This window comes from Microvirga sp. P4_A5 (genome assembly GCF_056402495.1).
The window spans coordinates 12,742-34,354 of record NZ_JBFUHH010000030.1; the positions used below are offsets into that span (position 1 = coordinate 12,742).

General features: G+C 64.2%; 19 protein-coding genes. 12 read left to right on the plus strand and 7 right to left on the minus strand.

What is annotated here, in order from left to right:
- Nucleotides 1-10: 10 nt before the first annotated feature.
- Complete coding sequence (locus AC1DVM_RS10505; RefSeq protein WP_477254309.1) at nt 11-502, minus strand: CinA family protein; 492 nt, start codon at nt 500-502, stop codon at nt 11-13.
- A complete protein-coding gene (locus AC1DVM_RS10510; protein WP_477254310.1) occupies nt 502-1,695 on the minus strand; it encodes a bifunctional 2-C-methyl-D-erythritol 4-phosphate cytidylyltransferase/2-C-methyl-D-erythritol 2,4-cyclodiphosphate synthase in 1,194 nt (397 codons plus the stop codon). Before AC1DVM_RS10510 ends, AC1DVM_RS10505 begins: the two co-directional genes overlap by 1 nt.
- Before the next feature lie 136 nt (nt 1,696-1,831).
- On the opposite strand from AC1DVM_RS10510, the gene dusB reads away from it, so the two are divergent.
- From dusB to hflX, 7 genes are all read left to right on the plus strand, one after another.
- Nucleotides 1,832-2,851 (plus strand): tRNA dihydrouridine synthase DusB, encoded by a 1,020-nt coding sequence (gene dusB / locus AC1DVM_RS10515; RefSeq protein WP_477254312.1) that lies wholly within the window; start codon nt 1,832-1,834, stop codon nt 2,849-2,851.
- Nucleotides 2,848-3,948, plus strand: a complete 1,101-nt coding sequence (locus AC1DVM_RS10520; RefSeq protein WP_477254314.1) for a two-component system sensor histidine kinase NtrB — start codon at nt 2,848-2,850, stop codon at nt 3,946-3,948. The genes dusB and AC1DVM_RS10520 overlap by 4 nt, the downstream gene beginning before the upstream one ends.
- Nucleotides 3,949-3,959: 11 nt before the next feature.
- A complete protein-coding gene (gene ntrC, locus AC1DVM_RS10525; RefSeq protein ID WP_477254315.1) occupies nt 3,960-5,414 on the plus strand; it encodes a nitrogen regulation protein NR(I) in 1,455 nt (484 codons plus the stop codon).
- A gap of 129 nt (nt 5,415-5,543) precedes the next feature.
- Nucleotides 5,544-7,784 (plus strand): sensor histidine kinase NtrY-like, encoded by a 2,241-nt coding sequence (locus tag AC1DVM_RS10530; protein ID WP_477254317.1) that lies wholly within the window; start codon nt 5,544-5,546, stop codon nt 7,782-7,784.
- Complete coding sequence (ntrX, locus tag AC1DVM_RS10535; RefSeq protein WP_477254319.1) at nt 7,784-9,154, plus strand: nitrogen assimilation response regulator NtrX; 1,371 nt, start codon at nt 7,784-7,786, stop codon at nt 9,152-9,154. Before AC1DVM_RS10530 ends, ntrX begins: the two co-directional genes overlap by 1 nt.
- Before the next feature lie 171 nt (nt 9,155-9,325).
- Entirely contained in the window at nt 9,326-9,580 is a 255-nt protein-coding gene (hfq, locus tag AC1DVM_RS10540; protein ID WP_477254320.1) for an RNA chaperone Hfq, read from the plus strand.
- A gap of 1 nt (nt 9,581) precedes the next feature.
- Nucleotides 9,582-10,982 carry a GTPase HflX gene (gene hflX / locus AC1DVM_RS10545; protein ID WP_477254322.1) on the plus strand — a complete coding sequence of 467 codons (1,401 nt, stop codon included), beginning with the start codon at nt 9,582-9,584 and terminating at the stop codon, nt 10,980-10,982.
- 6 nt (nt 10,983-10,988) lie between these two features.
- Here hflX and mazG read toward each other — a convergent pair whose 3' ends face one another.
- Nucleotides 10,989-11,816 (minus strand): nucleoside triphosphate pyrophosphohydrolase, encoded by an 828-nt coding sequence (gene mazG, locus AC1DVM_RS10550; RefSeq protein WP_477254324.1) that lies wholly within the window; start codon nt 11,814-11,816, stop codon nt 10,989-10,991.
- 180 nt (nt 11,817-11,996) lie between these two features.
- On the opposite strand from mazG, the gene AC1DVM_RS10555 reads away from it, so the two are divergent.
- Together AC1DVM_RS10555 and AC1DVM_RS10560 are read left to right on the plus strand one after the other, a co-directional pair.
- Nucleotides 11,997-12,611, plus strand: a complete 615-nt coding sequence (locus AC1DVM_RS10555) for a calcium-binding protein (protein WP_477254325.1) — start codon at nt 11,997-11,999, stop codon at nt 12,609-12,611.
- A gap of 181 nt (nt 12,612-12,792) precedes the next feature.
- The gene (locus tag AC1DVM_RS10560) at nt 12,793-14,271 is read left to right on the plus strand and encodes a calcium-binding protein (RefSeq protein WP_477254327.1); all 1,479 of its coding nucleotides are present in this window, start codon (nt 12,793-12,795) and stop codon (nt 14,269-14,271) included.
- Between the two features lie 161 nt (nt 14,272-14,432).
- On the opposite strand, the gene AC1DVM_RS10565 is transcribed toward AC1DVM_RS10560, so the two are convergent.
- Nucleotides 14,433-15,209 carry a class I SAM-dependent methyltransferase gene (locus AC1DVM_RS10565; protein WP_477254329.1) on the minus strand — a complete coding sequence of 259 codons (777 nt, stop codon included), beginning with the start codon at nt 15,207-15,209 and terminating at the stop codon, nt 14,433-14,435.
- A 219-nt stretch (nt 15,210-15,428) separates the two neighbouring features.
- On the opposite strand from AC1DVM_RS10565, the gene AC1DVM_RS10570 reads away from it, so the two are divergent.
- The 3 genes from AC1DVM_RS10570 to AC1DVM_RS10580 are packed head-to-tail and all read left to right on the plus strand — an operon-like array spanning nt 15,429 to nt 18,400.
- A complete protein-coding gene (locus AC1DVM_RS10570; RefSeq protein ID WP_477254331.1) occupies nt 15,429-16,565 on the plus strand; it encodes an ABC transporter substrate-binding protein in 1,137 nt (378 codons plus the stop codon).
- Nucleotides 16,566-16,568: 3 nt separating this feature from the next.
- Nucleotides 16,569-17,633 (plus strand): FecCD family ABC transporter permease, encoded by a 1,065-nt coding sequence (locus AC1DVM_RS10575; protein ID WP_477254333.1) that lies wholly within the window; start codon nt 16,569-16,571, stop codon nt 17,631-17,633.
- The gene (locus AC1DVM_RS10580; protein WP_477254335.1) at nt 17,627-18,400 is read left to right on the plus strand and encodes an ABC transporter ATP-binding protein; all 774 of its coding nucleotides are present in this window, start codon (nt 17,627-17,629) and stop codon (nt 18,398-18,400) included. The genes AC1DVM_RS10575 and AC1DVM_RS10580 overlap by 7 nt, the downstream gene beginning before the upstream one ends.
- Nucleotides 18,401-18,571: 171 nt before the next feature.
- On the opposite strand, the gene AC1DVM_RS10585 is transcribed toward AC1DVM_RS10580, so the two are convergent.
- The 3 genes from AC1DVM_RS10585 to AC1DVM_RS10595 form a co-directional block, all read right to left on the minus strand.
- Nucleotides 18,572-19,369, minus strand: a complete 798-nt coding sequence (locus AC1DVM_RS10585) for an MBL fold metallo-hydrolase (protein ID WP_477254336.1) — start codon at nt 19,367-19,369, stop codon at nt 18,572-18,574.
- Nucleotides 19,366-20,163: a TatD family hydrolase gene (locus tag AC1DVM_RS10590; RefSeq protein WP_477254338.1), complete on the minus strand. Its 798-nt coding sequence runs from the start codon at nt 20,161-20,163 to the stop codon at nt 19,366-19,368. The genes AC1DVM_RS10585 and AC1DVM_RS10590 overlap by 4 nt, the downstream gene beginning before the upstream one ends.
- Before the next feature lie 92 nt (nt 20,164-20,255).
- Nucleotides 20,256-21,572 carry a family 1 glycosylhydrolase gene (locus AC1DVM_RS10595; protein ID WP_477254340.1) on the minus strand — a complete coding sequence of 439 codons (1,317 nt, stop codon included), beginning with the start codon at nt 21,570-21,572 and terminating at the stop codon, nt 20,256-20,258.
- Nucleotides 21,573-21,613: the final 41 nt, after the last annotated feature.

The window sequence follows — 21,613 nt, forward strand, 5'->3', positions numbered from 1 at the left end:
TGAGTCGGTCTTACGCGTCGAGGGCGCTTTCCAGCAGGCCCAGCGCGTCCTCTACCGCCCGCGCGCGGATCTCCTGCCGCCCCGGATCGCCGTAGCGTCTCTCCAGCGCGCGCGTTTCCCTGCCTTCTTGCGCCAAGGCGAAATGGACGAGGCCCACGGGCTTGGCGTCGCTGCCGCCACCTGGACCCGCGACACCGGTAATCGACACCGCGACGTTTGTGCGGGAATGGGCGAGGGCGCCTTCGGCCATCGCTCTCGCGACAGGCTCGCTGACCGCGCCGTGGGTGCCGATGAGACCCGCCGGCACGCCGAGCATTTCGCTCTTGGCCTCATTGGAATAGGTCACGAAGCCCCGCTCGACCACGGCCGACGAACCGGGAATTTCCGTCAGAAGGGAAGAAACGAGGCCGCCGGTGCAGGATTCCGCGGTGGCAATCATCCAATTCCGCTCCTCGAAGGCGCGGAGCAGGGCGGCGGCGCGGTCTTTCAGGTGTGGCGACATCAATGGATCTCCGGCAGCCGGATGGTGGCCGCGGCCTGGGCCGCGATGCCCTCGCCGCGCCCGGTGAACCCGAGCTTCTCGGTGGTGGTGGCCTTGACCGAGACCTGATCGATCCGAAGCCCCGCGATCTCGGCGATGCGGGCACGGATCGCATCGCGATGGGGCCCGAGCTTGGGCCTCTCGCACAGGAGGGTCGCGTCCAGATGATCGACGATGCCGCCCCGCATCCGGACGAGCGCCACGGCGTGGGCGAGAAACCGGTCCGAGGAGGCCCCGCGCCATTGCGGGTCGCTGGGGGGGAAATGCGTGCCGATGTCCCCTTCGGCGAGCGCCCCGAGAACCGCGTCGGTGAGGGCGTGCAGGATGACGTCGCCGTCCGAATGCGCCTCGACGCCCCGCTCATGCGGCACCTTCACGCCGCCGAGCCACACATGGTCGCCGTCCGCGAAGGCGTGAACGTCGAAGCCCGTTCCCAGCCTCGTCACATAGGTCATGGCGCGACCTTTCAGGCGGTCTTCGGCGGCTTCGACATCCGCCCCGTGGGTCAGTTTGACGTTTCGCACGTTGCCGTCGAAGACGTGGACCGGCAACCCCACCCACTCGATCAGCGCCCCGTCGTCGGTAAAGCCATGCAGGTCTTCGGCGGCGGCGCGGCGATGGGCGTCCAGAAGCGTGTCGAAGCGAAAGGCCTGGGGGGTCTGGATGGCCCGCAGGGTGGAACGGTCCGGCGTGAGCAGGACCTTGCCCTGCTCGTTGACGACCTTGATCGTGTCGGACACCGGCGACCCCGGCACCGCGGCGCCGGAGGCCTTACCGGCGGCGATCGCCCGATCGATGAAATCCGTATCGACGAAGGGGCGGGCGGCGTCGTGCACGAGGACGAGGTCCGGCGCCCGCTGCGCCAGCGCTTCCAGGCCCCGGTGGACCGAATCCTGCCGCGTTTCGCCTCCATGAGCAGGCGGCGCCGATAGGCTCGCACCGTGCGATTCGAGCTGCGCGATGGTGTGGCGGTAGAAATGCTCGTCGTCCGGATGGATGACGACAAGGGTCATGTCGACCTTTGGATGCCGGAGGAACGTTTCAAGCGTCCGCGCGAGGATTGTCCGACCGGCGAGGGAGCGATATTGCTTCGGCAGGCCGTCTCCCGCCCGGACACCACGTCCGGCAGCGACGATGAGGGCGGCAACTGACATTCGCTTGAACACTCCGCATGGGGTTCGCTCTCCTAAGCGGCGAGCGATGCGAACGCAAATGCCGCATGAACATGACGGATTGACGACACCAGCGGGGACTTGCGCCTCGCGCATATTTGGCTATTCATTGAGCACAATGCGAACTGATCAAAAAATAGGCGTGCCCGATTTTACCATTGGAGACGTGCCGGTCCGGGTCCCGGCAATCCTCGCGCCTCTGTCGGGAGTCACCGATGTGGCCTTTCGTCGGGCGGCCCAGGGTCTCGGCGCGGGTCTCGTCGTCTCCGAAATGGTGGTGTCCGACGAGCTGGTGAAAGGCTACGCGGAGGCGCAGCTTCGGGCCGAGGGCAGCGGCGTGGAGCCGCATGTGGTGCAGCTTGCCGGCTGCGACCCCCGCTCGATGGCCGAAGGCGTCCGGATCGCGGAAGCGGCGGGGGCGCGGGTCGTCGACATCAACATGGGATGCCCGGCGAAACGTGTCATCGGCGGCTATGCGGGGTCGGCCTTGATGCGGGACCTCGACCATGCCTGCCGGCTGATCGAAGCGAGCGTCTCGGCCGCGACGGTGCCCGTCACGGTGAAGATGCGGCTTGGCTGGGACGAGCGCAGCCTCAACGCGCCGGAGCTCGCCGGTCGCGCCGAGGCGCTCGGTGTCCAGGCCATCACCGTGCATGGCCGCACACGGCAGCAATTCTACAAGGGCGAGGCCGATTGGAAGGCGATTTCAGCCGTCGTCGATGCCGTGACGATCCCGGTCATTGCCAATGGCGATATCGGCTCGCTCGATGATGCCCGGCGTTGCCTCGCGCAATCGCGCGCCGCCGCCGTGATGGTGGGGCGCTGCGCCGTCGGACGACCCTGGCTCGTCGGACAGATCGGGGYGGGCCTGCAAGGCCGCGCGATCGGGGACCCGTCGCCGGAGGAGATGACCGCCATCGCCATCGCGCATTACGAGGGTCTCATCGCCCTCTATGGCGAGAAGGTCGCCATCCGGCACGCGCGCAAGCATCTCGCCGCCTACGCGGATGTTGCGATCAGTTCGGGTTTTGCCTTCGACGCCCCAGCCCGCATGAAGCTCGTCACAACCGACGATTCCAGGACCGTCATCGCGCTGTTGCAGTCTCTCTACACGGACCGCGTGCAGGAGGCCGCATGAGTGTCGGCGTCAACGATCGCGTCATGAACGCGCTGCCCTTGCCGGTCCTGACCATCGGCGCCTCGGGCGCGGTCACGCACGCGAACGCGGCCGCCGAGGCATTCTTCGACATGAGCCTTCGCGTCATGCAGCGTCAGAAGCTCAGCGACTTCATTCCCTTCGGCTCACCCGTCATGGCGCTCGTCGAGGACGTGCGGCAGCGCGGGTCGAGCGTCAGTGAGCACCGGGTCGATATCGGGTCCCCGCGCCTCGGCCCCGAGCGCATCGTCGATGTGTTCGCGAGTCCCATGGGCGATGCGGGCGAAGACGTCATCGTCATGCTGCAGGAGCGCACCATCGCCGACAAGATGGACCGGCAACTCACCCATCGCGGCGCGGCGCGGTCGATCACGGCGCTGGGGGCGATGCTGGCCCACGAGATCAAGAACCCGCTCTCCGGGATTCGCGGCGCCGCCCAGTTGCTGGAGCAATCCGCCAACGACGAGGACCGGCAGCTCACGAGGCTCATCTGCGACGAGACCGACCGCATCGTGAAGCTCGTCGAGCGGATGGAGCTGTTCGGCGAGGAGCGACCCTCCGAACGGGGACCGATCAACGTCCACGGGGTGCTCGACCACGTGAAGCGCCTCGCCCAGTCGGGCTTTGCCCGCCACATTCGCTTCGTCGAAAACTACGATCCCTCGCTCCCGCCCGTGTTCGGCAACCGCGACCAGCTCATCCAGGTGGTGCTGAACCTCGTGAAGAACGCGGCGGAAGCCATCGGCATCGACGCCTCCGAGGGCGAAATCATTCTGTCGACGGCATTTCGCACTGGCGTCAGGCTACAGATGCCGGGCGCTAACGAGCGCGTGTCTTTGCCGATTGAACTCAGCGTTCGCGATAACGGGCCGGGCATTCCTGCCGATCTCGTGAGCGATCTCTTCGATCCCTTCGTCACGTCGAAGGCGCAGGGCAGCGGCCTTGGCCTTGCGCTCGTGGCCAAGATCGTCGGCGACCATGGCGGCATCGTCGAATGCGATCCCGCTCCGCGCCGCACATCCTTCCGCATCCTGCTTCCCATGCACCGCGCCGATGACGGCCGCGCCTCCGAAATGTGAGACCTGACGCCATGCCGAGTGGACAGATCCTTCTCGCCGACGACGACGCCGCCATCCGCACGGTTCTCAACCAGGCCCTGTCGCGGGCGGGGTACGAAGTACGCTCCACCGGCAATGCCGCGACGCTCTGGCGATGGGTGGCGCAGGGCGACGGCGACCTCATCATCACCGACGTGGTGATGCCGGATGAAAACGCCTTCGACCTTCTGCCCCGCATCAAGAAGCTGCGCCCGGACCYCCCCGTCATCGTCATGAGCGCGCAGAACACCTTCATGACCGCCATCAAGGCATCGGAACGCGGCGCCTACGAGTATCTGCCGAAGCCCTTCGACCTCAAGGAACTGGTGGCGGTGGTCGGCAGGGCCCTGTCGCGGCCCCGCGCCCCATCGAGCGCACCGCATTCGTCCGACCAGGAGGAGATCCCGCTCGTTGGCCGGTCCCAGGCGATGCAGGACATCTATCGTTCACTGGCCCGCCTGATGCCGACGGACCTGACCGTGATGATCACGGGGGAATCCGGTACCGGCAAGGAATTGGTGGCCAAGGCTCTCCACGATTATGGCAAGCGCCGCCAGGGTCCGTTCGTCGCCGTCAACATGGCGGCGATCCCCCGCGAGCTGATCGAGTCCGATCTGTTCGGCCACGAGAAAGGTGCATTCACGGGCGCGACGGCCCGCAACACCGGCCGTTTCGAACAGGCGGAAGGCGGCACGCTTTTCCTCGACGAGATCGGCGACATGCCGATGGAGGCCCAGACGCGCCTGCTCCGGGTGCTGCAACAGGGCGAGTACACCACCGTCGGCGGCCGCGTTCCCATCAAGACCAATGTCCGGATCGTTGCCGCCACCAACAAGGACCTGCGGATTCTGATCCAGCAGGGGCTCTTCCGCGAGGACCTGTTCTTCCGCCTCAACGTCGTGCCGCTGCGCCTGCCGCCGCTTCGGGAGCGGGTGGAGGATATCCCCGACCTTGCCCGGCATTTTTTCGCCCTCGTGGAGAAGGAAGGCCTGTCGCGCAAGCAGCTCGATTCCGAGGCGATGGACCGGATGAAGCGCTATCGCTGGCCGGGCAACGTCCGTGAGCTGGAAAACCTCGTGCGTCGCCTCGCGGCGCTCTATCCACAGGATGTCATCAGCGGCGCGATCATCGATACGGAGCTCGATGCGCAGCCCATCGCGACGCCGCTTTCCGCCGGGCGGGGGGACGGTCAGGAGGGGAGTGAGGGACTTTCCGACGCGGTGGAACGGCACCTCCTCGATTATTTTTCCGGCTTCAAGGACAACCTCCCGCCACCCGGCCTCTATCACCGCATTCTCCGGGAAATCGAGGGACCTCTGATCGGCGCGGCGCTGGCGGCCACGCGGGGTAATCAGATCCGGGCGGCCGAACTTCTCGGGGTCAATCGCAACACCTTGCGGAAGAAGGTGCGCGATCTGGAGTTGCAGGTCGTGCGCACCAGCCGTTAACAGGAAAATCCTCTCCGCCCGCGGAATGAGCGATGCTGCCTTAATGTGGTCATTTGACCACAGTGTTGTGTTGGTGCATCACCAAGCACAGGTCCGGCCCTCGAAGCGCCGGCAACATGGGGCATTTTATTGAATCGACAGGTCGCCCAAGCGGTGAGACAGGGGCAGGAGACGAGCCAGCTCGGGCTCGGCTGGCTCGGACCGGCGGCGGTTCTCGCAGCGCTGGCCTCCGCGCTGGCGACATTCCTTGTCCTTGCGGGCCTGACCCCCATCGTTCCCACGCACTTCGTGGTGATCTGGGTGTTCGTGCTCAACGGCGCGCTCATCCTGCTGCTCCTGGGGGTTGTCGCCTGGCAGACCCGCCGTCTGGTCCGCGAGCGTCGCGCCGGTGCTGCCGCCGCCGGTCTCCACGTGCGAATCGTCGGCCTTTTCAGCCTCTTGGCGGTCGTTCCTGCTATTCTGGTTGCCCTTGTTGCGACGGTGACGCTCGAACGCGGGCTCGATCCCTGGTTCACCGGATCGATCAAGGAATTGATGGAGAATACCGTCTCCATCGCCCGCGCCTACCGGGACCTGCAATGYACCTCGCTGGCGCGCGAAACGCAGCTGATGGCGGCGGACATCAACCGCGCCAAGGTGCTGTACGACGCCGACAGGGCGGTCTTCCGCGACTTCGTCAATTCCCGCGCGGTCTTCCTCAGTTTTCCGCTCACGATGATTCTGGAGCCGGACGGAACGGTTGTGGAGCGGATCGAGCCCAAGAAGATCGAGGGCATCGCCCCTCCGTCTCCGGAAGACCTCGCGGAGGCCAACACCGAGGAGGCGCTTTGCCTCTTCGAAGGCAACCTGTTCCGCTCGGTGTTGAAACTCTCCGCTCATGGCGGGCGCATCCTGTTCGTCGCCCGCCCGGTGGACCCGCGATCCGTGGAATTCGTCCCCGTCGCGGAAGCGGGCCTCGGTCACTACCAGGCGCTCGAGCAGAAACGCGCGGGCATCCAGATCGCCTTCGCGTCCATGTTCGCGCTCATCGCGCTGATCGTGTTGCTGTCCGCGATCTGGTTCGGGCTGAACTTCGCAAACCGGCTCGTCGCCCCCATCCGACGATTGATCCACGCAACCGATCAGGTGGCGACCGGCAATTTCTACGTCCAGGTTCCGGTCCGGCGCGGGGAGGGCGACCTCGCCCATCTGGGCGAGACCTTCAACAAGATGACCTCCGAGTTGCGCCACCAGCATGACGGGCTGACCGCCGCGAGCGACCTCATGGATCGCCGACGCAGGTTCACCGAGGCGGTGCTCGCCGGCGTATCGGCAGGCGTCATCGGCATCGACGCCAGAAGCGTCATCACCATCGTCAATCCCTCAACCGAGGCCCTGCTGTCGACCTCGGCGGAAAGCCTGCTCGGCGCGCCCATTTCGACCGTGCTGCCGGAAGTCGCCGATCTCGTCGAGGAGATGCGGCAGGGGCGGCATCGTCTGATGCAGAAGCAGATCATGATTTCGCGCCGGGGCAAGGAGCGCATCATCGACGTCCGGGTGACGAGCGAGCAGGCGCGCAGCGACGAGCGCGACCTTGTCATCACGCTCGACGACATCACCGACCTTGTGTCAGCCCAGCGAACGTCCGCCTGGGCCGACGTAGCGCGGCGCATCGCCCACGAGATCAAGAATCCGCTGACGCCCATTCAACTCGCGGCCGAGCGGATCCGCCGTAAATACGGGAAGGTGATCACCACCGATCGCGAGGTGTTCGACCAATGCACAGACACCATCGTGCGGCAGGTGGACGACATCAAGCGCATGGTGGACGAGTTCTCGTCCTTCGCGCGGATGCCCAAGCCCACCATCGGAGAGGACGATCTCGCCGAGATGGTCCGGCAGGTGGTGTTCATGATGCGGATCGCGCATCCGGACATCGCCATCGACGACGCGCTGCCGAACGGTCCGGTGCCGGCGCCATTCGATCGGCGCCTGCTCTCTCAGGCCGTCCAGAACATCGTCAAGAACGCCACCGAGGCGATCTCCGCCGTGCCGGAAAGCGAGCGCGGACAGGGGGCCATCTCGGTGGTGCTCGATGGCACCCATCCCGACTATTTCATTCTGGCGATCACCGACAACGGCAAGGGATTTCCAATCGAGGGGAGGCAACGGTTGCTTGAGCCCTATATGACCACGCGCGAAGGAGGCACCGGCCTCGGACTTCCGATCGTCGCGAAAATACTCGAAGACCATGGCGGTGGCATGGAGCTTGTCGACAACCCGGAAGGGCGGGGCGGACAGGTTCGCATGTGGATACCGAAGAGGAAGCATGTTGCATTGGAAGAATCGTCGTCCGGCCCTGCCGACACGCAGACGAGCGGGGTGTCGTGATGAGCGCTGATATTCTCGTGGTCGATGACGAGGCCGACATCCGGGATCTCGTCGCAGGCATTCTGGAGGATGAAGGGCACCGCACGCGCACGGCGGGTTCGTCCGACGAGGCGCTGGGCTCCATCGAAGCACGGCGGCCCCATCTGGTGTTTCTCGACATCTGGTTGCAGGGCAGCCGCCTCGACGGCTTGCAGGTTCTCGACCTCATCAAGGCCGACCACCCTGACCTGCCGGTCGTGATGATCTCCGGGCACGGCAACGTGGAAACGGCGGTATCGGCCATCAAGGCCGGCGCCTACGACTTCATCGAGAAGCCCTTCAAGGCCGACCGCCTGGTGCTGGTTGCGGAACGCGCGCTCGAGGCCTCGCGGCTCAAGCGCGAGGTGCGGGACCTGCGCGCCCGCTCGGTGCAGGCGAGCCGGATTGCCGGCAAGTCCGTTACCATCAACCAGTTGCGGCAGGCAGTGGAGCGGGCCTCTCCGACGAATGCCCGCATCCTCGTGACGGGTGCGCCCGGCTCCGGCAAGGAGCTGACGGCGCGCACGATCCATGGCCTCTCCGGCCGTGCCAACGGTCCGTTCGTGGTGGTGTCTGCCGCCACCATCACGCCGGAGAACATGGAAGCGGAGTTGTTCGGGTGGGAAGGCGACGACGGCAAGGGCCGCCGGGTCGGCGCGCTGGAGGAGGCCCATGGCGGCACTCTCTATCTCGACGAGATCGCCGACATGCCCCGGGAGACCCAGAGTCGCATCCTGCGCGTGCTCGTCGATCAAAATTTCCAGCGCGTCGGCGGAACGACGCGGGTCCATGTGGACGTGCGGATCATTTCCTCGTCGAGCCGGGACCTGCCCGCCGAGATCGCCGCGGGCCGCCTGCGCGAAGACCTGTTTCACCGGTTGGGCGTCGTCCCGATTCGCGTGCCGTCTCTCTCCGAGCGGCGCGAAGACGTGCCCGAACTGATCGAATTCTTCATGGATCAGATCTCGGCCACCACCGGCCTGCCGAAACGGCAGATCGGAGAGGACGCGATGGCGGTGCTGCAATCGCACGACTGGCCCGGCAACGTCCGCCAACTCCGCAACAACGTCGAGCGTCTGATGATTCTCACCACCGGCGAGCCGGATGCGCCGATCACCAGCGACATGCTGCCGAGCGAGATCGGCGCCCTGGTGCCATCGACGCCGGGCGGGGCAGGGGGCGAGAAGCTCATGAGCCTGCCGCTGCGCGACGCCCGCGAGATCTTCGAGCGCGAATACCTGCTGGCGCAGATCGCGCGGTTCAGCGGAAATATCTCGCGCACGGCGGAATTCATCGGGATGGAGCGCTCGGCCCTGCATCGAAAGCTCAAGTCCCTGGGGATCGGCGGATAGCGCGGGCGTGTCAAAAAACACGCTCCGGGCAATTTTGGGGCGATGACCTCTTGCCTAACGGCAAGGTTGGCCTTGTAATAAGAAGCCGGTCACCGACCGCACGAAAGCGGACAACCATATAAGCGGCCCCATAGCCAAGACCGGCGGCGATGGGCTGGCGAGGCAACTTACATGGCGGGCGATCGCGCGCAGAATCTCCAGGACACCTTTCTCAATTATGTCCGGAAGCAAAAAATACCCCTGACAATTTTCCTCGTGAATGGCGTCAAGCTCCAGGGCGTGGTCACCTGGTTCGATAATTTCTGCGTCCTACTGCGCAGGGATGGCCACTCGCAATTGGTCTACAAGCACGCCATCTCAACGATCATGCCCGGACAGCCGGTGCAATTGTTCGACCCCGTCGACGAGGTCGTCGAAAAGGCTTGAAGTGACCGAACCGCGTACGCCAGGTGAAGAGCGCCTCCTGCAACTGGCCGAGCCCGAGAAAGATGTCGCGGCCGGCACGAACACGCTTGTGGTCGGTCCCTATCTGACACGGAAATGGCGTCTGGGCGGCCCGCGAAAGCCGGACGAGGAGGGCGCCAATCCCCGCCCCGCGGAGGCTCGTCTCGACGAGGCCGCGGGTCTCGCGGCGGCCATCGACCTGCACATCGTCCACACGCTCATCGCGCCGTTGAGTTCCCCGCGCCCGGCGACCTATATCGGCAGCGGCAAGGTCGAGGAGATCGCCGGAATCATCCGCGCCGAGGAGATCGGCCTCGTGGTGATGGATTGCGCGCTGAGCCCGGTCCAGCAGCGCAATCTGGAAAAGGAATGGGGCGCCAAGGTCATCGACCGGACGGGCCTGATTCTAGAAATCTTCGGCCGCCGCGCACGCACCAAGGAAGGGACGTTGCAGGTCGAGCTGGCCCATCTGTCATACCAGAAAGGCCGCCTTGTCCGCTCATGGACCCACCTCGAGCGCCAGCGGGGCGGATTCGGCTTTCTCGGCGGCCCGGGCGAGACGCAGATCGAGGCCGACCGCCGGATGATTCAGGAGCGCATGACGCGGATCGAGCGGGAGCTCGAGACGGTCGTGAAGACACGTTCGCTCCACCGCCAGAGCCGGAGGAGGGTGCCTTACCCGATCATCGCGCTGGTGGGCTACACGAATGCCGGCAAGTCGACCCTCTTCAACCGCATGACGGAGGCCGACGTGCTGGCCGAGAACATGCTGTTCGCCACCCTTGATCCGACCTCCCGCGCGATCGATCTCCCGCATGGCGAGAAGGCGATCCTGTCCGACACCGTCGGTTTCATCTCCGAGCTTCCGACCATGCTGGTCGCGGCTTTTCGCGCGACCCTGGAGGATGTGGTCGAGGCGGATGTGCTGCTTCACGTGCGCGACGTCTCGCATGGCGAGACGGACGCGCAGGCAGGCGACGTGGCAGTGGTTCTGCGGGAGCTCGGCATCGATCCGGATGACACCAAACGCATCATCGAGGTCTGGAACAAGGCGGACCTGATGTCGGAGGACGACCGCGCCAAACTGGCGGTGAAGTCAAGCCGCACCGACGAGGAGCGCCGCCCGGTCCTGATCTCGGCGCTGACCGGCGAGGGGATTCCGGAGCTGCTTTCGACCATCGAGGAGCATCTCTCCAAAGGTCGGGTGAGCTATCGGGTCGAGGTCGAGCCCGCTGACGGGCAGGGGCTCGCATGGCTCCACGAAAACGCTGAGATCCTCGACCGGGAAACCACCGAGGGTGGGCGTTCGATCCTGCGGGTGCGGGTCATGTCGGGCAAGGAACCTCGCCTGCTCAACCGGTTTCCCGGCGCACGGACGGTTTAGACGCCGTCAGCCCCGCTCTGCGTTCTTGGCCTCCACCCAGAGCTTTTCCATGGTGTCGAGATCGGCCTCATTGAGCGACTGGCCTTGCCGCGCGAGAGCCTTTTCGATCGACCCGAAACGGCGTTCGAACTTGGCATTGGTGCGCCGGAGCGCCGTCTCCGGATCAATGCCGTAATGGCGCGCGAGATTGGCCGCGGCGAACAGAAGGTCGCCGATCTCATCCTCGACCCTGTCCCGATCGCCCGAGGCCGCGGCCTCGCCGACCTCGTCCAGTTCCTCGTGAATCTTCTCGACCACCTGAGCGGCCTCCGGCCAATCGAAACCGACCTTCGCGGCTTTCGCCGTGAGCTTGTGAGCGCGGGTCAGGGCGGGGAGCGCCATGGGAACACCGCCGAGGAAGCCCTCCTCGGGTTCGTCCGCGACACCGGCCTCGAGGCGGTTTGACCGACGCTCGTCCTTCTCGGTGCGCTTGATGTCGTCCCACAGATTCTTGACCTCGGCCGGCGACAGGTCGCGCGCCGCGCCGAAGACGTGCGGATGACGCCGGATCAGCTTGGTGGTGATCGCCTCGACCACGTCGCCGAACCCGAACACGCCCTGCTCCCGCGCCATCTGGGCGTGAAAGACCACCTGGAGCAGCAGGTCGCCCAGTTCGTCCCGAAGGTCGGCGAGATCGCCCCGCTGGATGGCGTCCACCACCTCATAGGCTTCTTCGATGGTGTATGGCGTAATCGACGCGAAGGTCTGTTCGAGGTCCCACGGGCAACCGGTGCCCGGCGCGCGGAGCGCCGCCATGATTTCGATGAGGCGGGAGATTTCGGAGGAGGGCGTCACGGTTGGCTCCGTTTCGAGATGCCGCCTTCATAGACCGGGGAGGAGGRCCAAGGCCAGCCGTGCGATTTGGCACATCGCAGTCCGAGACGGGACAAAATCTTAAAACCGCTCCTTGAAAGCCCTCAGGAACGTTACACCATAACCTGAAGTTGCGGAAGAGAATGATACACGGAGGACGATATGGATCTGGCAACCGAAATGGAGCTGTTGGAGCAGAGGATTTTGGCGGGCACACCGGCCGCCAATGGTGGGCCGACAGGCGATCAATCGGGCAGTGGAAGCAATGCACCGAGCGGCACTGGCTGGGGTGTGACTTGGGATTTCAGGATTGGACCTCCGACAGGACCACCGAAATACAAAGGTAAGCTGAAGTGGGGCAGCGGCGACGCCGCAAAGCAGGGCGATGACCGGGTCGATGGCGAGGATGGCGACGACACGCTGATCGGCGGCGAAGGCGACGATTGCCTCAAGGGCGGCGCGGGCAGCAACCTCCTCGAGGGGGGGTATGGCGCTGACACGCTGGTGGGCGGCGGCGACGGCGTCTCGCTTGCGGATTACAGCCATGCCCACGGCGGTGTGGCGGTGCGTCTCGACGGCACGGGCAGCACGGGCGACGAGGCGCAAGGCGATGTGTTCATCAACATCGCGGGCGTGCTGGGCTCGGCCCATGACGATAAGCTCTATGGCGACGACAGCGACAACCTGCTCGTCGGCAATGGCGGCAATGATCTCATCGGTGGCGGCTGGGGCGACGACCGGCTCTTCGGCGGGGACGGCGACGATACGCTGAGGTAGCGAGGGCGACGATTATCTCGTCGGTGGCACCGGCAACAATCTGCTTGAAGACGGACACGGCGCCGACACTCTGGATGGTAGCGGCGGCTGCGGCATCGCCGATTATCGACGCGCCTACAGCGCCGTGACGGTGCATCTCGCCGACAGCTCGGAGAATACAGGGACTGCGGCGGAAGGCGATGTGTACATCAACATCATGGGCGCCTGGGGATCGATGTTCGGCGACACGCTGGTCGGTGACGGCAACGCCAACTGGTTCGTCGGCGATAGCGGCAACGATCTCATCGATGGCCAAGCCGGCAACGACTCGCTCTACGGCTCGGACGGCGACGACACGCTGCTCGGCGGCGACGGCAACGATTACCTCGTGGCCGGCACCGGCAACAACATCCTCGATGGCGGGGCGGGCGCCGATACGCTCGACGGCGCCGGCGGTTGGGGCGTGGCGGACTACCGCAACGCGCAGAGCGCAGTGACCGTTCGCCTGAATAATTCCGGCAGCAGCACAGGCGATCTGGCGGCGGGTGACGTCTTCGTCGACGTCAACGGCGTCTTCGGTTCGGCTCACAGTGATATCCTGGGGGGCAACCTCAACGCCAACTGGATGATCGCCGGTGGCGGCGACGATATCGTCAACGGGGGCAGGGGCAACGACACGCTCTACGGTTCGGAGGGCGCCGACACGATCGATGGCGGTGACGACAGCGATCAATTGAGCGGCGGGGACGGCAATGACGTGCTCATGGGCAATAGCGGCCTCGACCTGCTCGACGGCGGCGCCGGCTTTGACGTGGCTTCCTATGAGGATGCCGGCTACGGCGTGATCGTGAATCTCGCGACCGGCGTTGCGGCTGGCGATACGTTGATCGGCATCGAGGGACTTCGGGGCTCCAACTTCGACGATCAGCTTACCGGCGACGCGGGCGCCAACACGCTCTCAGGCAATGGCGGCAACGACTATCTGAGGGCCGATGCGGGCAATGATACGCTCGATGGCGGTGCGGGCGACGATAACCTCGTGGGAGGCGCAGGAGCCGATGCGCTCAATGGCGGTGCGGGCATGGACGTGGCGGTTTACGCGACGGCCTCAGGCGGCGTGATCGCCAACCTTGCCAATTCGTCGATCAACACCGGCGATGCGACGGGCGACAGCTTCATCGCGGTCGAAGGATTGAGCGGATCGGGCTATGCCGACCAACTCATCGGTAACCAGGTGGCCAATGTGCTTTCTGGCGCCGGCGGCAACGATCTGTTGAGCGGCGGCGGCAGCGCCGACACGCTCGATGGTGGCAGCGGCCTCGACACTCTCGTCGGCGGCGCGGGCAACGACGTCCTGATAGGCGGGAGCGGCAGCGACGCGTTCCTGTTCGATACGACGCCAGACTCCGGCAACGTCGATCAGATCCTCGACTTCGTGACGACCGAGGATCGCATCCATCTGAGCCAAAGCGCCTTAGCGGGATTTGCGCCTAGTGCTCTGAAGGCCTCGGCGTTCAAGTTGGGCACATTCGCCACGGCAGCCGGGCCACAAATTCTCTACAACAAGGGCAGCGGCGAGCTGTTTCTGGATGTGGATGGGACAGGCGCGCAAGCGGCGGTCAAGTTCGCGGTAGTAGCGGCTGGCACGGCGTTGACCGCAGACCACTTCCTGGTGATCTGAGGCCCGACCACCGAAGGACACGGCACCGTCTGTGCCGTTCAGGATCACAGTGAACTCTGGCATCGAGCCAGTCGGTCGCTGATGACGAATCCGTGAAGTGGCCCACCCCGGCGGACCCCATGCGGCCCGCCGGGGCAGGGCGCATCGACGCCGCAATACCCTCAACGCTTCGTCGCCGCGATCGCATAGCGGTGCTGGGTTGCACGCTCCAGGCCCTTGAGCAGCGGCAGGTGTTTTGCCTGCTCGCGGTGAATACGTTTGAGATCGTGATCCACGGTGACTTCGGCAAAGCCTGTCTCGCGCAGCAGGTCCGAGACCTCGCCCGCTCGCGCTCCCCCCGAGAAGTGGACCTGTCGCAAAATCCGCTCATGTGTTTCGCGCATCGCGTCCGGTGTATGGGATGCAAGGGAGGTTCGCCGCGTCAGCCGTTCAATCACCCTGATCATCCGCTTCACGAGCGTGTCTGAGACGAAATCGCCGTCGACAATGAGAACTTTTCCGCCCGGCTTCAGCAGGGAATGCCATTCGCTGAACGCAGCCCGCGGGTCGATCAGCGTCCAGACGAGATGACGCGTGACGATGACGTCGTAGCTCTCCGGCTTCTCCAGCGTCCGCTCGGCGTCACCCACGACAAAATGAATGCGCGCCCCGCGTGATTCGGCCTTGGCGCGGGCGCGGGCCAGCATGGCCTCGGACCAGTCGAGCCCGGTCACCTGGAAACCGATTTCGTCGAGCAGATGCGAGATCACTCCGGTTCCGCTTGCGAGGTCGAGCGCACGGCGCTCGGCTCCGTGGCCGAGATGGCGAAGAAGAAGTTCGCGCCACGCCTGCCTCTCAGCCTCTGAGAAGATCTCATGCCCCACCTGCTTGTCGAATGTCGGGGCGCGAGCGGACCAGTAGTCACGGATTTCATCGCGAAGGCTGTAATTTGACGACATTGGACCTGTTCCAGATATGCGGCGGCCGGCTCTACCGTCAAATTTCAGGTTCGTCAAATTACGACCGTCATGAATACATTATAGTTTTTCCAAACTACAGAATATAATAATTCCAATGTGTCATATTAACTTGTTTGATTATAGTAATTCTAAAAGATAGAGCTTGATATACTTATTTTGACTCCATAGGAGGGAGTTCTTCTTTTCTATGCGAGACACATGATGCAAATGTCCAAATTGGCGCTCGGCGCGGCCCTCGCGCTCGTCTCGCTTCTCCCAGCGAAAGCGGCCGACACGACGATCACCGTCACCGACATCGCCGGCCGTCAGGTCGCGATCAAGTCTCCGGCCAAAAAGGTGATCCTGGGCGAGGGGCGTCAGGTCTATTTCGTTGCGGCTCTCGACACCGCGGCTCCGTTCAAGCGCGTCGTCGCCTGGCGGGATGATTTCGAGAAGGCGGATCTCGACGGCTATAAGGACTACCTCGCGAAATATCCGCAGATCGCGGACCTTCCGAAGTTCGGCGGATCGAAGGAGGGCACGTTCGACATTGAGCAGGCGGTTGCGCTGGCGCCCGATGTCATGATCATGAACATCGAGGCGAAGACGGCCACCGACGACTCGAAGCTCATCGAGAAACTCGCCAAGGTCGGCATTCCCGTCGTGTTCGTGGATTTCCGCGACAAGCCCTTCGAGAACACCGAGCCCAGCATGCGCCTGATCGGCAAGCTGTTCGGCGAAGAAGCGCGGGCAGAGGAGTTCATCGCCTTCCGGAAGGAGCAGATCGAGCGCGTCACCGGGCGTCTCGCCAAGGCCAATGCAGCAAAACCGCTCGTGATGATGGAGCGCGCGGCCGGCTATGGCGACGATTGCTGCATGTCCTTCGGCAATGAAAACTTCGGCAAGATGGTCGAGATGGCCGGAGGCACGAATCTCGCCGGCACCATCATCCCGGGAACCTTCGGCGTCGTGAATCCGGAGCAGGTCATCGCCGCCAATCCGGATCAGGTCATCGTCACGGGATCGAACTGGGAACTTTATGTACCCGGGGGCAAGTGGGTGGGAGTGGGCTCGGGCGCCGACAAGGCGAATGCCAGGGCCAAGCTCGACGCGCTGATGAAACGTCCGGCATACACGGGCGTGAAGGCGGTGCAGAACAAGCAGGTCCATGCCATCTGGCACCAGTTCTACAACAGCCCCTATCAGTTCGTCGCCATCCAGCAGATGGCGAAGTGGCTGCACCCGGAGCTGTTCCGCGACCTCGACCCCGACCAGACAATGCGCACGCTCTACGAGCGCTTCCTCCCGGTTTCCTACAAGCCGGGCTATTGGGTCTCGCTGTCGGACAAGGAATAGGTCTTGGCTCACCCCGCATCCATTGGAGTTCAGCCGGGGCGCGGGGCCTACCGCGCCCTGGTCCAGCGCAAGAAACTCGTACTCCTGGCGCTCACCATTGTTCTGGCGCTGTCTGTCATCGCGGATCTGGGCCTGGGGCCGGCTCGCTATACGATGGGGGAGGTGCTGCTCGCCCTATCGGGATCGGAAGAAGTGTCACACCAGATCAGCGTCGTGATCTGGGAGATCCGGATGCCCGTGGCCCTGATGGCGGTGGTCGTCGGAGCGGCCCTGTCGGCCGCGGGCGCGCAGATGCAAACGATCCTGAACAATCCGCTGGCGAGCCCCTTCACGCTCGGGATCTCCGCCGCCGCGAGCTTCGGCGCGTCGCTTGCCCTCGTGTTCGGAGTCGGTCTCMTGCCTTTCGCCATCGAATACGTGGTCTCGATCAACGCATTGTTGATGGCGATGGCCGCCGCTCTGTTCATTCACCTCATGAGCCAGAGGCGAGGGGTGACGGTCGAAACCATCGTCCTGCTGGGCATCACTCTCGTCTTCACCTTCAACGCCTTGCTCGCACTCGTGCAATTTCTTGCCTCCGAGCAGGCGCTCGCAGCCGTCGTCTTCTGGACGATGGGCAGCCTCACCCGGGCGACGTGGCCGAAATTAACCATCACGGCCGCGATCCTTGCCGTGTCGCTTCCGCTCTTCTTCCGCCGCTCCTGGGCCCTGACGGCGCTTCGCCTCGGCGAGGACAAGGCGGCGAGTTTCGGGGTGAATGTGCGCTGGCTCAGGCTCGAGACGATGCTCGTCGTCAGCGTGCTCGCCGCGGTTCCCGTCGCCTTCGTCGGCACGATCGGATTCGTCGGTCTCGTCGGTCCTCACGTGGCCCGCATGCTGATCGGCGAGGATCAGAGATTCTTCCTGCCGGCATCCGCGCTCGCGGGCGCCGCCATGCTGTCGCTGACATCCGTGATCAGCAAATCGCTCATCCCCGGCAGCATCATTCCCATCGGCATCATCACGGCCCTGGTGGGCGTGCCGTTTCTTTTCAGCCTCATCATGATGAACAGGGGACGGGCATGGTAGCCACACTGCAACTCAACGGCGTCGGGGTTCGCTACGGAAGGCAGGAGGTGCTCTCGGGCATCTCCACACCGGTGCTGAAAGGAGGCGAGGTGACGGCCGTGATCGGGCCGAACGCCGCTGGAAAGTCGAGCCTGTTCCGAAGGATCGCGGGCCTTCTCGGCGGGCCGGGCGACATCGCGATCGGCGGCCTCTCGACCGGACTTGCATCCCGCGGCCTCTGCTACATGCCTCAGGACACTTCCGTGAACACGGTCCTGACGGTCTACGAGTCAATCCTGCTGGTGCGCAAGCAGGAATCCGATCCCCGGGTCACCGACGAGGACCTTGAAGCGGTGGATGACGTTCTGGGAGAGCTGCGCATCGAAGGAATCGCATTCAAGGGCTTGTGTGAGCTCAGCGGCGGCCAACGCCAGCTCGTCTCGCTGGCCCAGACCCTGGTGCGCAATCCGGAGATTCTGCTGCTCGATGAGCCGACGAGCGCCCTTGACCTTCACCGGCAGGTCGAAGTGCTGGCGCTGATCCAGGCAATGGCGCGCAAGCGGCAGATCTGCGTGGTGCTTGCCATTCACGACCTCAACCAGGTCCTGCGCGTAGCCGATCGCGTCATGGTGATCGATGCGGGGACGATGGTGAGATGTGGGCCGGCCGAGACGGTGATCACGCCCGGGCTTCTCAAGGACATCTACAAGGTCGACGGCAGGATCGAGAGATGCTCAAGGCGGTGCTCCCAGGTCATCATCGATGGGCCGTGTTTGCGAGAGGCGTGAGGAGGAGGAGCTGTCGCGCCCGGCCGCGTGCCTATAGATATAATTCGCATAAGATATATTATGGAACTAAAAAGCTCGTTAAGTGTTAAAGGGATAGCCGTGAGACCGACCGGCCGGGCCTCGCCACGTGGCCATACCGGCATCTGAACAGCCCCCACTCTCCAACCTTCCTCAACCCGCTTCGAACGCCATCCCGTCAAAGGCCGGCTCGACATCGTCCGGGATTCGTCGGCGCAGCGTGTCGTAATCCACGTCCGTGTGCATGTTGGTGAGGATGGCGCGCCGCGGCTTGACTTCGGCGATCAGCGCCAGGGCCTCGTCGACCGAGAAATGCGTCGGGTGCGGCGTGTACCGCAAGGCGTCCAGAATCAGGACGTCGAGACCCCGCAGCATCTCGACGCTCTCCGCCGGCATCTTGTTCACGTCCGGAGCGTAAGCGAATTTTCCGAAGCGGAAGCCATGGGCGTCCATGTCGCCGTGGATCATGCGGAACGGCATCGCGGTGATCGTTCCTCCGGGGCCGGCAATCGAGGTCGCGGCCTCGCGATCGAGGTGATGCGCCACGAGGATCGGCGGATAGTCGCTGCCGGCCGGTGCCTCGAAACAATAGCCGAACCGCGCCTGCAGGAGTTCGCTCGTCATGACGTCGGCGTAGATCGGGATCTTGCGCCGCATGGCGATGACGAGCGGCCTGAGATCGTCGATCCCATGCACGTGGTCGGCATGGGAATGCGTGAAGAGCACAGCGTCGAGGCGCTTCACGTGGGCGTCCAGTAGCTGTTCCCGCAGGTCAGGCGAGGTGTCCACCAGCACGCTCGTGGTGCCGTCGCCGCTTCCGGTCTGCACGAGGATCGAGCAACGCCGGCGGCGGTTTTTGGGGTTGTGCGGATCGCACGCGCCCCAGCCCGACCCGACCCGAGGCACACCGCCGGACGAGCCGCAGCCGAGTATGGTCACCCTGTGCGTCATGAGGCGGAGACCCGATCGGCGGCTCTGGCTTTTTCGAACAGGCGATAGAAGTTCTCGGTCGTCACACGGGCGATGTCGCTTTCGCTCAAGCCCACCACCTCGGCGAGCACGCGGGCAGTATTCGCCACATAAGCCGGCTCGTTCGTCCGTCCGCGATGGGGCGCCGGCGCGAGGTAGGGCGCATCCRTTTCCACCAGCAGCCGATCGTGCGGGACAGCGGCCGCGATCCGGCGGATATCCTCGGAATTCTTGAAGGTGAGAATTCCCGAGAACGAGACGGAGAGTCCGAGTTCCACACCGATCGAGGCGAGCGTGGCGCCGGACGAGAAGCAGTGCAGGACGGCATCGAAGCGCCCTCTTCCCATTTCGTCGGTCAGGATCTCGATCATGTCCTCGTCGGCGTTGCGGGCATGGATGATCAACGGCAGCCGGGCCTCGCGCGCGGCGGCGATGTGGGTCCGGAAGACCTGCCGCTGCACGTCCCGTGGGCTCTTGTCATAATGATAATCGAGCCCCGCCTCCCCGATCCCGATGCAACGCGGATGACGCGACAATTCCACGAGCCGGGCCGTCGGCACGTCCGGCTCCTGCGCGGCGTTATGGGGGTGCGTTCCGACGGTGAAGAAGACGTTTCCGTGCGTCTCGGCGAGCAGCCGATAGGTGTCGTAACGTGACACGTAGGTCGAGATCGTCACCATGCGCCCGACGCCTGCCGCGTCGGCGGCCGCGAGGATTTCCGGCAACCGGGACTGAAGCTCGGGAAAATCCAGATGGCAATGACTGTCGACCAACATACCGAGAGCGTCCCTGTTCCGCCGGCGCCCCCTGCTCCGGCGCGACGGATTTCATAAAGCCGATAGCCGCCCGTTCGTCCACCCCGCGGCCATCATTGGGAGGATTGCTGGATGTCGTCCTTGGTGGCGTGGCACAGGCGTTGCAGCACTTGGCTACGATGCCGGGGCAACGCCATCTCCTCCTCGTATTCCTGCGGCATCGTCAGCGGCAGCGTGAGGCAGACGCTCTGGGCCGGGAGCACGTCGCACCAATCCTTGATCAGTTGCTTGTAGGAGGTTCCGACAGGACGGATGTTGCGGTCGAGATCATAGAGACCGACGGGGCAGACGCGATCGTTCTCCTCGCGAAGGGCTGTATCCCAGTCGATCTGGTCGGTCAGCGAATACCATGTGAACCCGAGAATCGGGACGCCGGTGTTGCGCACCCGCAGGACGTTGGCCCATTGCTTCCACAGCCAGTTGACGGCCTCATCGCCGCGCGGACCCTCCATAAGGTTCGTTTCGGTGTGCATCACCGGCAGCATGTAGCGGTCGTAATATTGCCGCGTGATTTCGTCGTACCCGAAGATGTCGCCGGCCGACACCGTCGTGCCGTTGGCATGGACGCGATGTTCGTTCGTCACGTAGTAATCGTTGCCCATGATGCAGTGGTGGCGCAGCGACGAGCGGTTGAGGAAGAAATGGTATTCCTCCCGCGTCATGCCGTTGCCCATGAGAAACTCGTACATCTCGGAATCGACGCGGCGGCCGTAATTGAGGTCGAGGGACAGGAAGCGCTTGGAATTCATCACCTCGGCGGGCCTGATCGCCGCCGGATTCTCGGCGTGGAAATATTCCGAGCTCTCGCTCTGGACGAAGATCGCGTCCCGCCGCACCTCGAGAATGCGCTCCATGGCCAGCACATTCGCCTTGACCAGATGCTTGAGCGCCGTGACGAACGCCTGATCGCTCGTCAATTGCTCGTTCCACCAGCCGTAGGAGGCCGAGAACAGCGCGCAGACGAACATTTCGTTGATGGGCGTGTAGAGCTGGACCCATGGAAACCGACGGGCGAAATCCTCGGCGTAGGACGCGAAAAGCTCGGGAAAATCGGGGTTCTGGAAATTGCCGAGCCAGTCGGGCACGCCGAAATGGCAGAGATCGACGATCGGAATGACGTTGAGCCGCTTGAGTTCGGCGAAGGTTTCGTCGGCGAAGGACCAGTCATAGCGGCCGGGGCCGATGAAGGTGGTATGGAGCGGCGGGCCGTAGCGCAGAACCTGGATATCGAGCTCGTCGAGCAGGGAGAAATCCTTGCGCCACAGCTTGTAGTGGCCGCATTTTTCCATCTCGTCGATGCGCGTCCGGCCATTGTTGATCGTCGGGATGCTGTTCTCGATCCCGGTTGCGAACATGAAGGTCGAAAACATCTTGTCTCCCGCTCGCGGCCAAAGGCCCCCGTTGAGCGGAA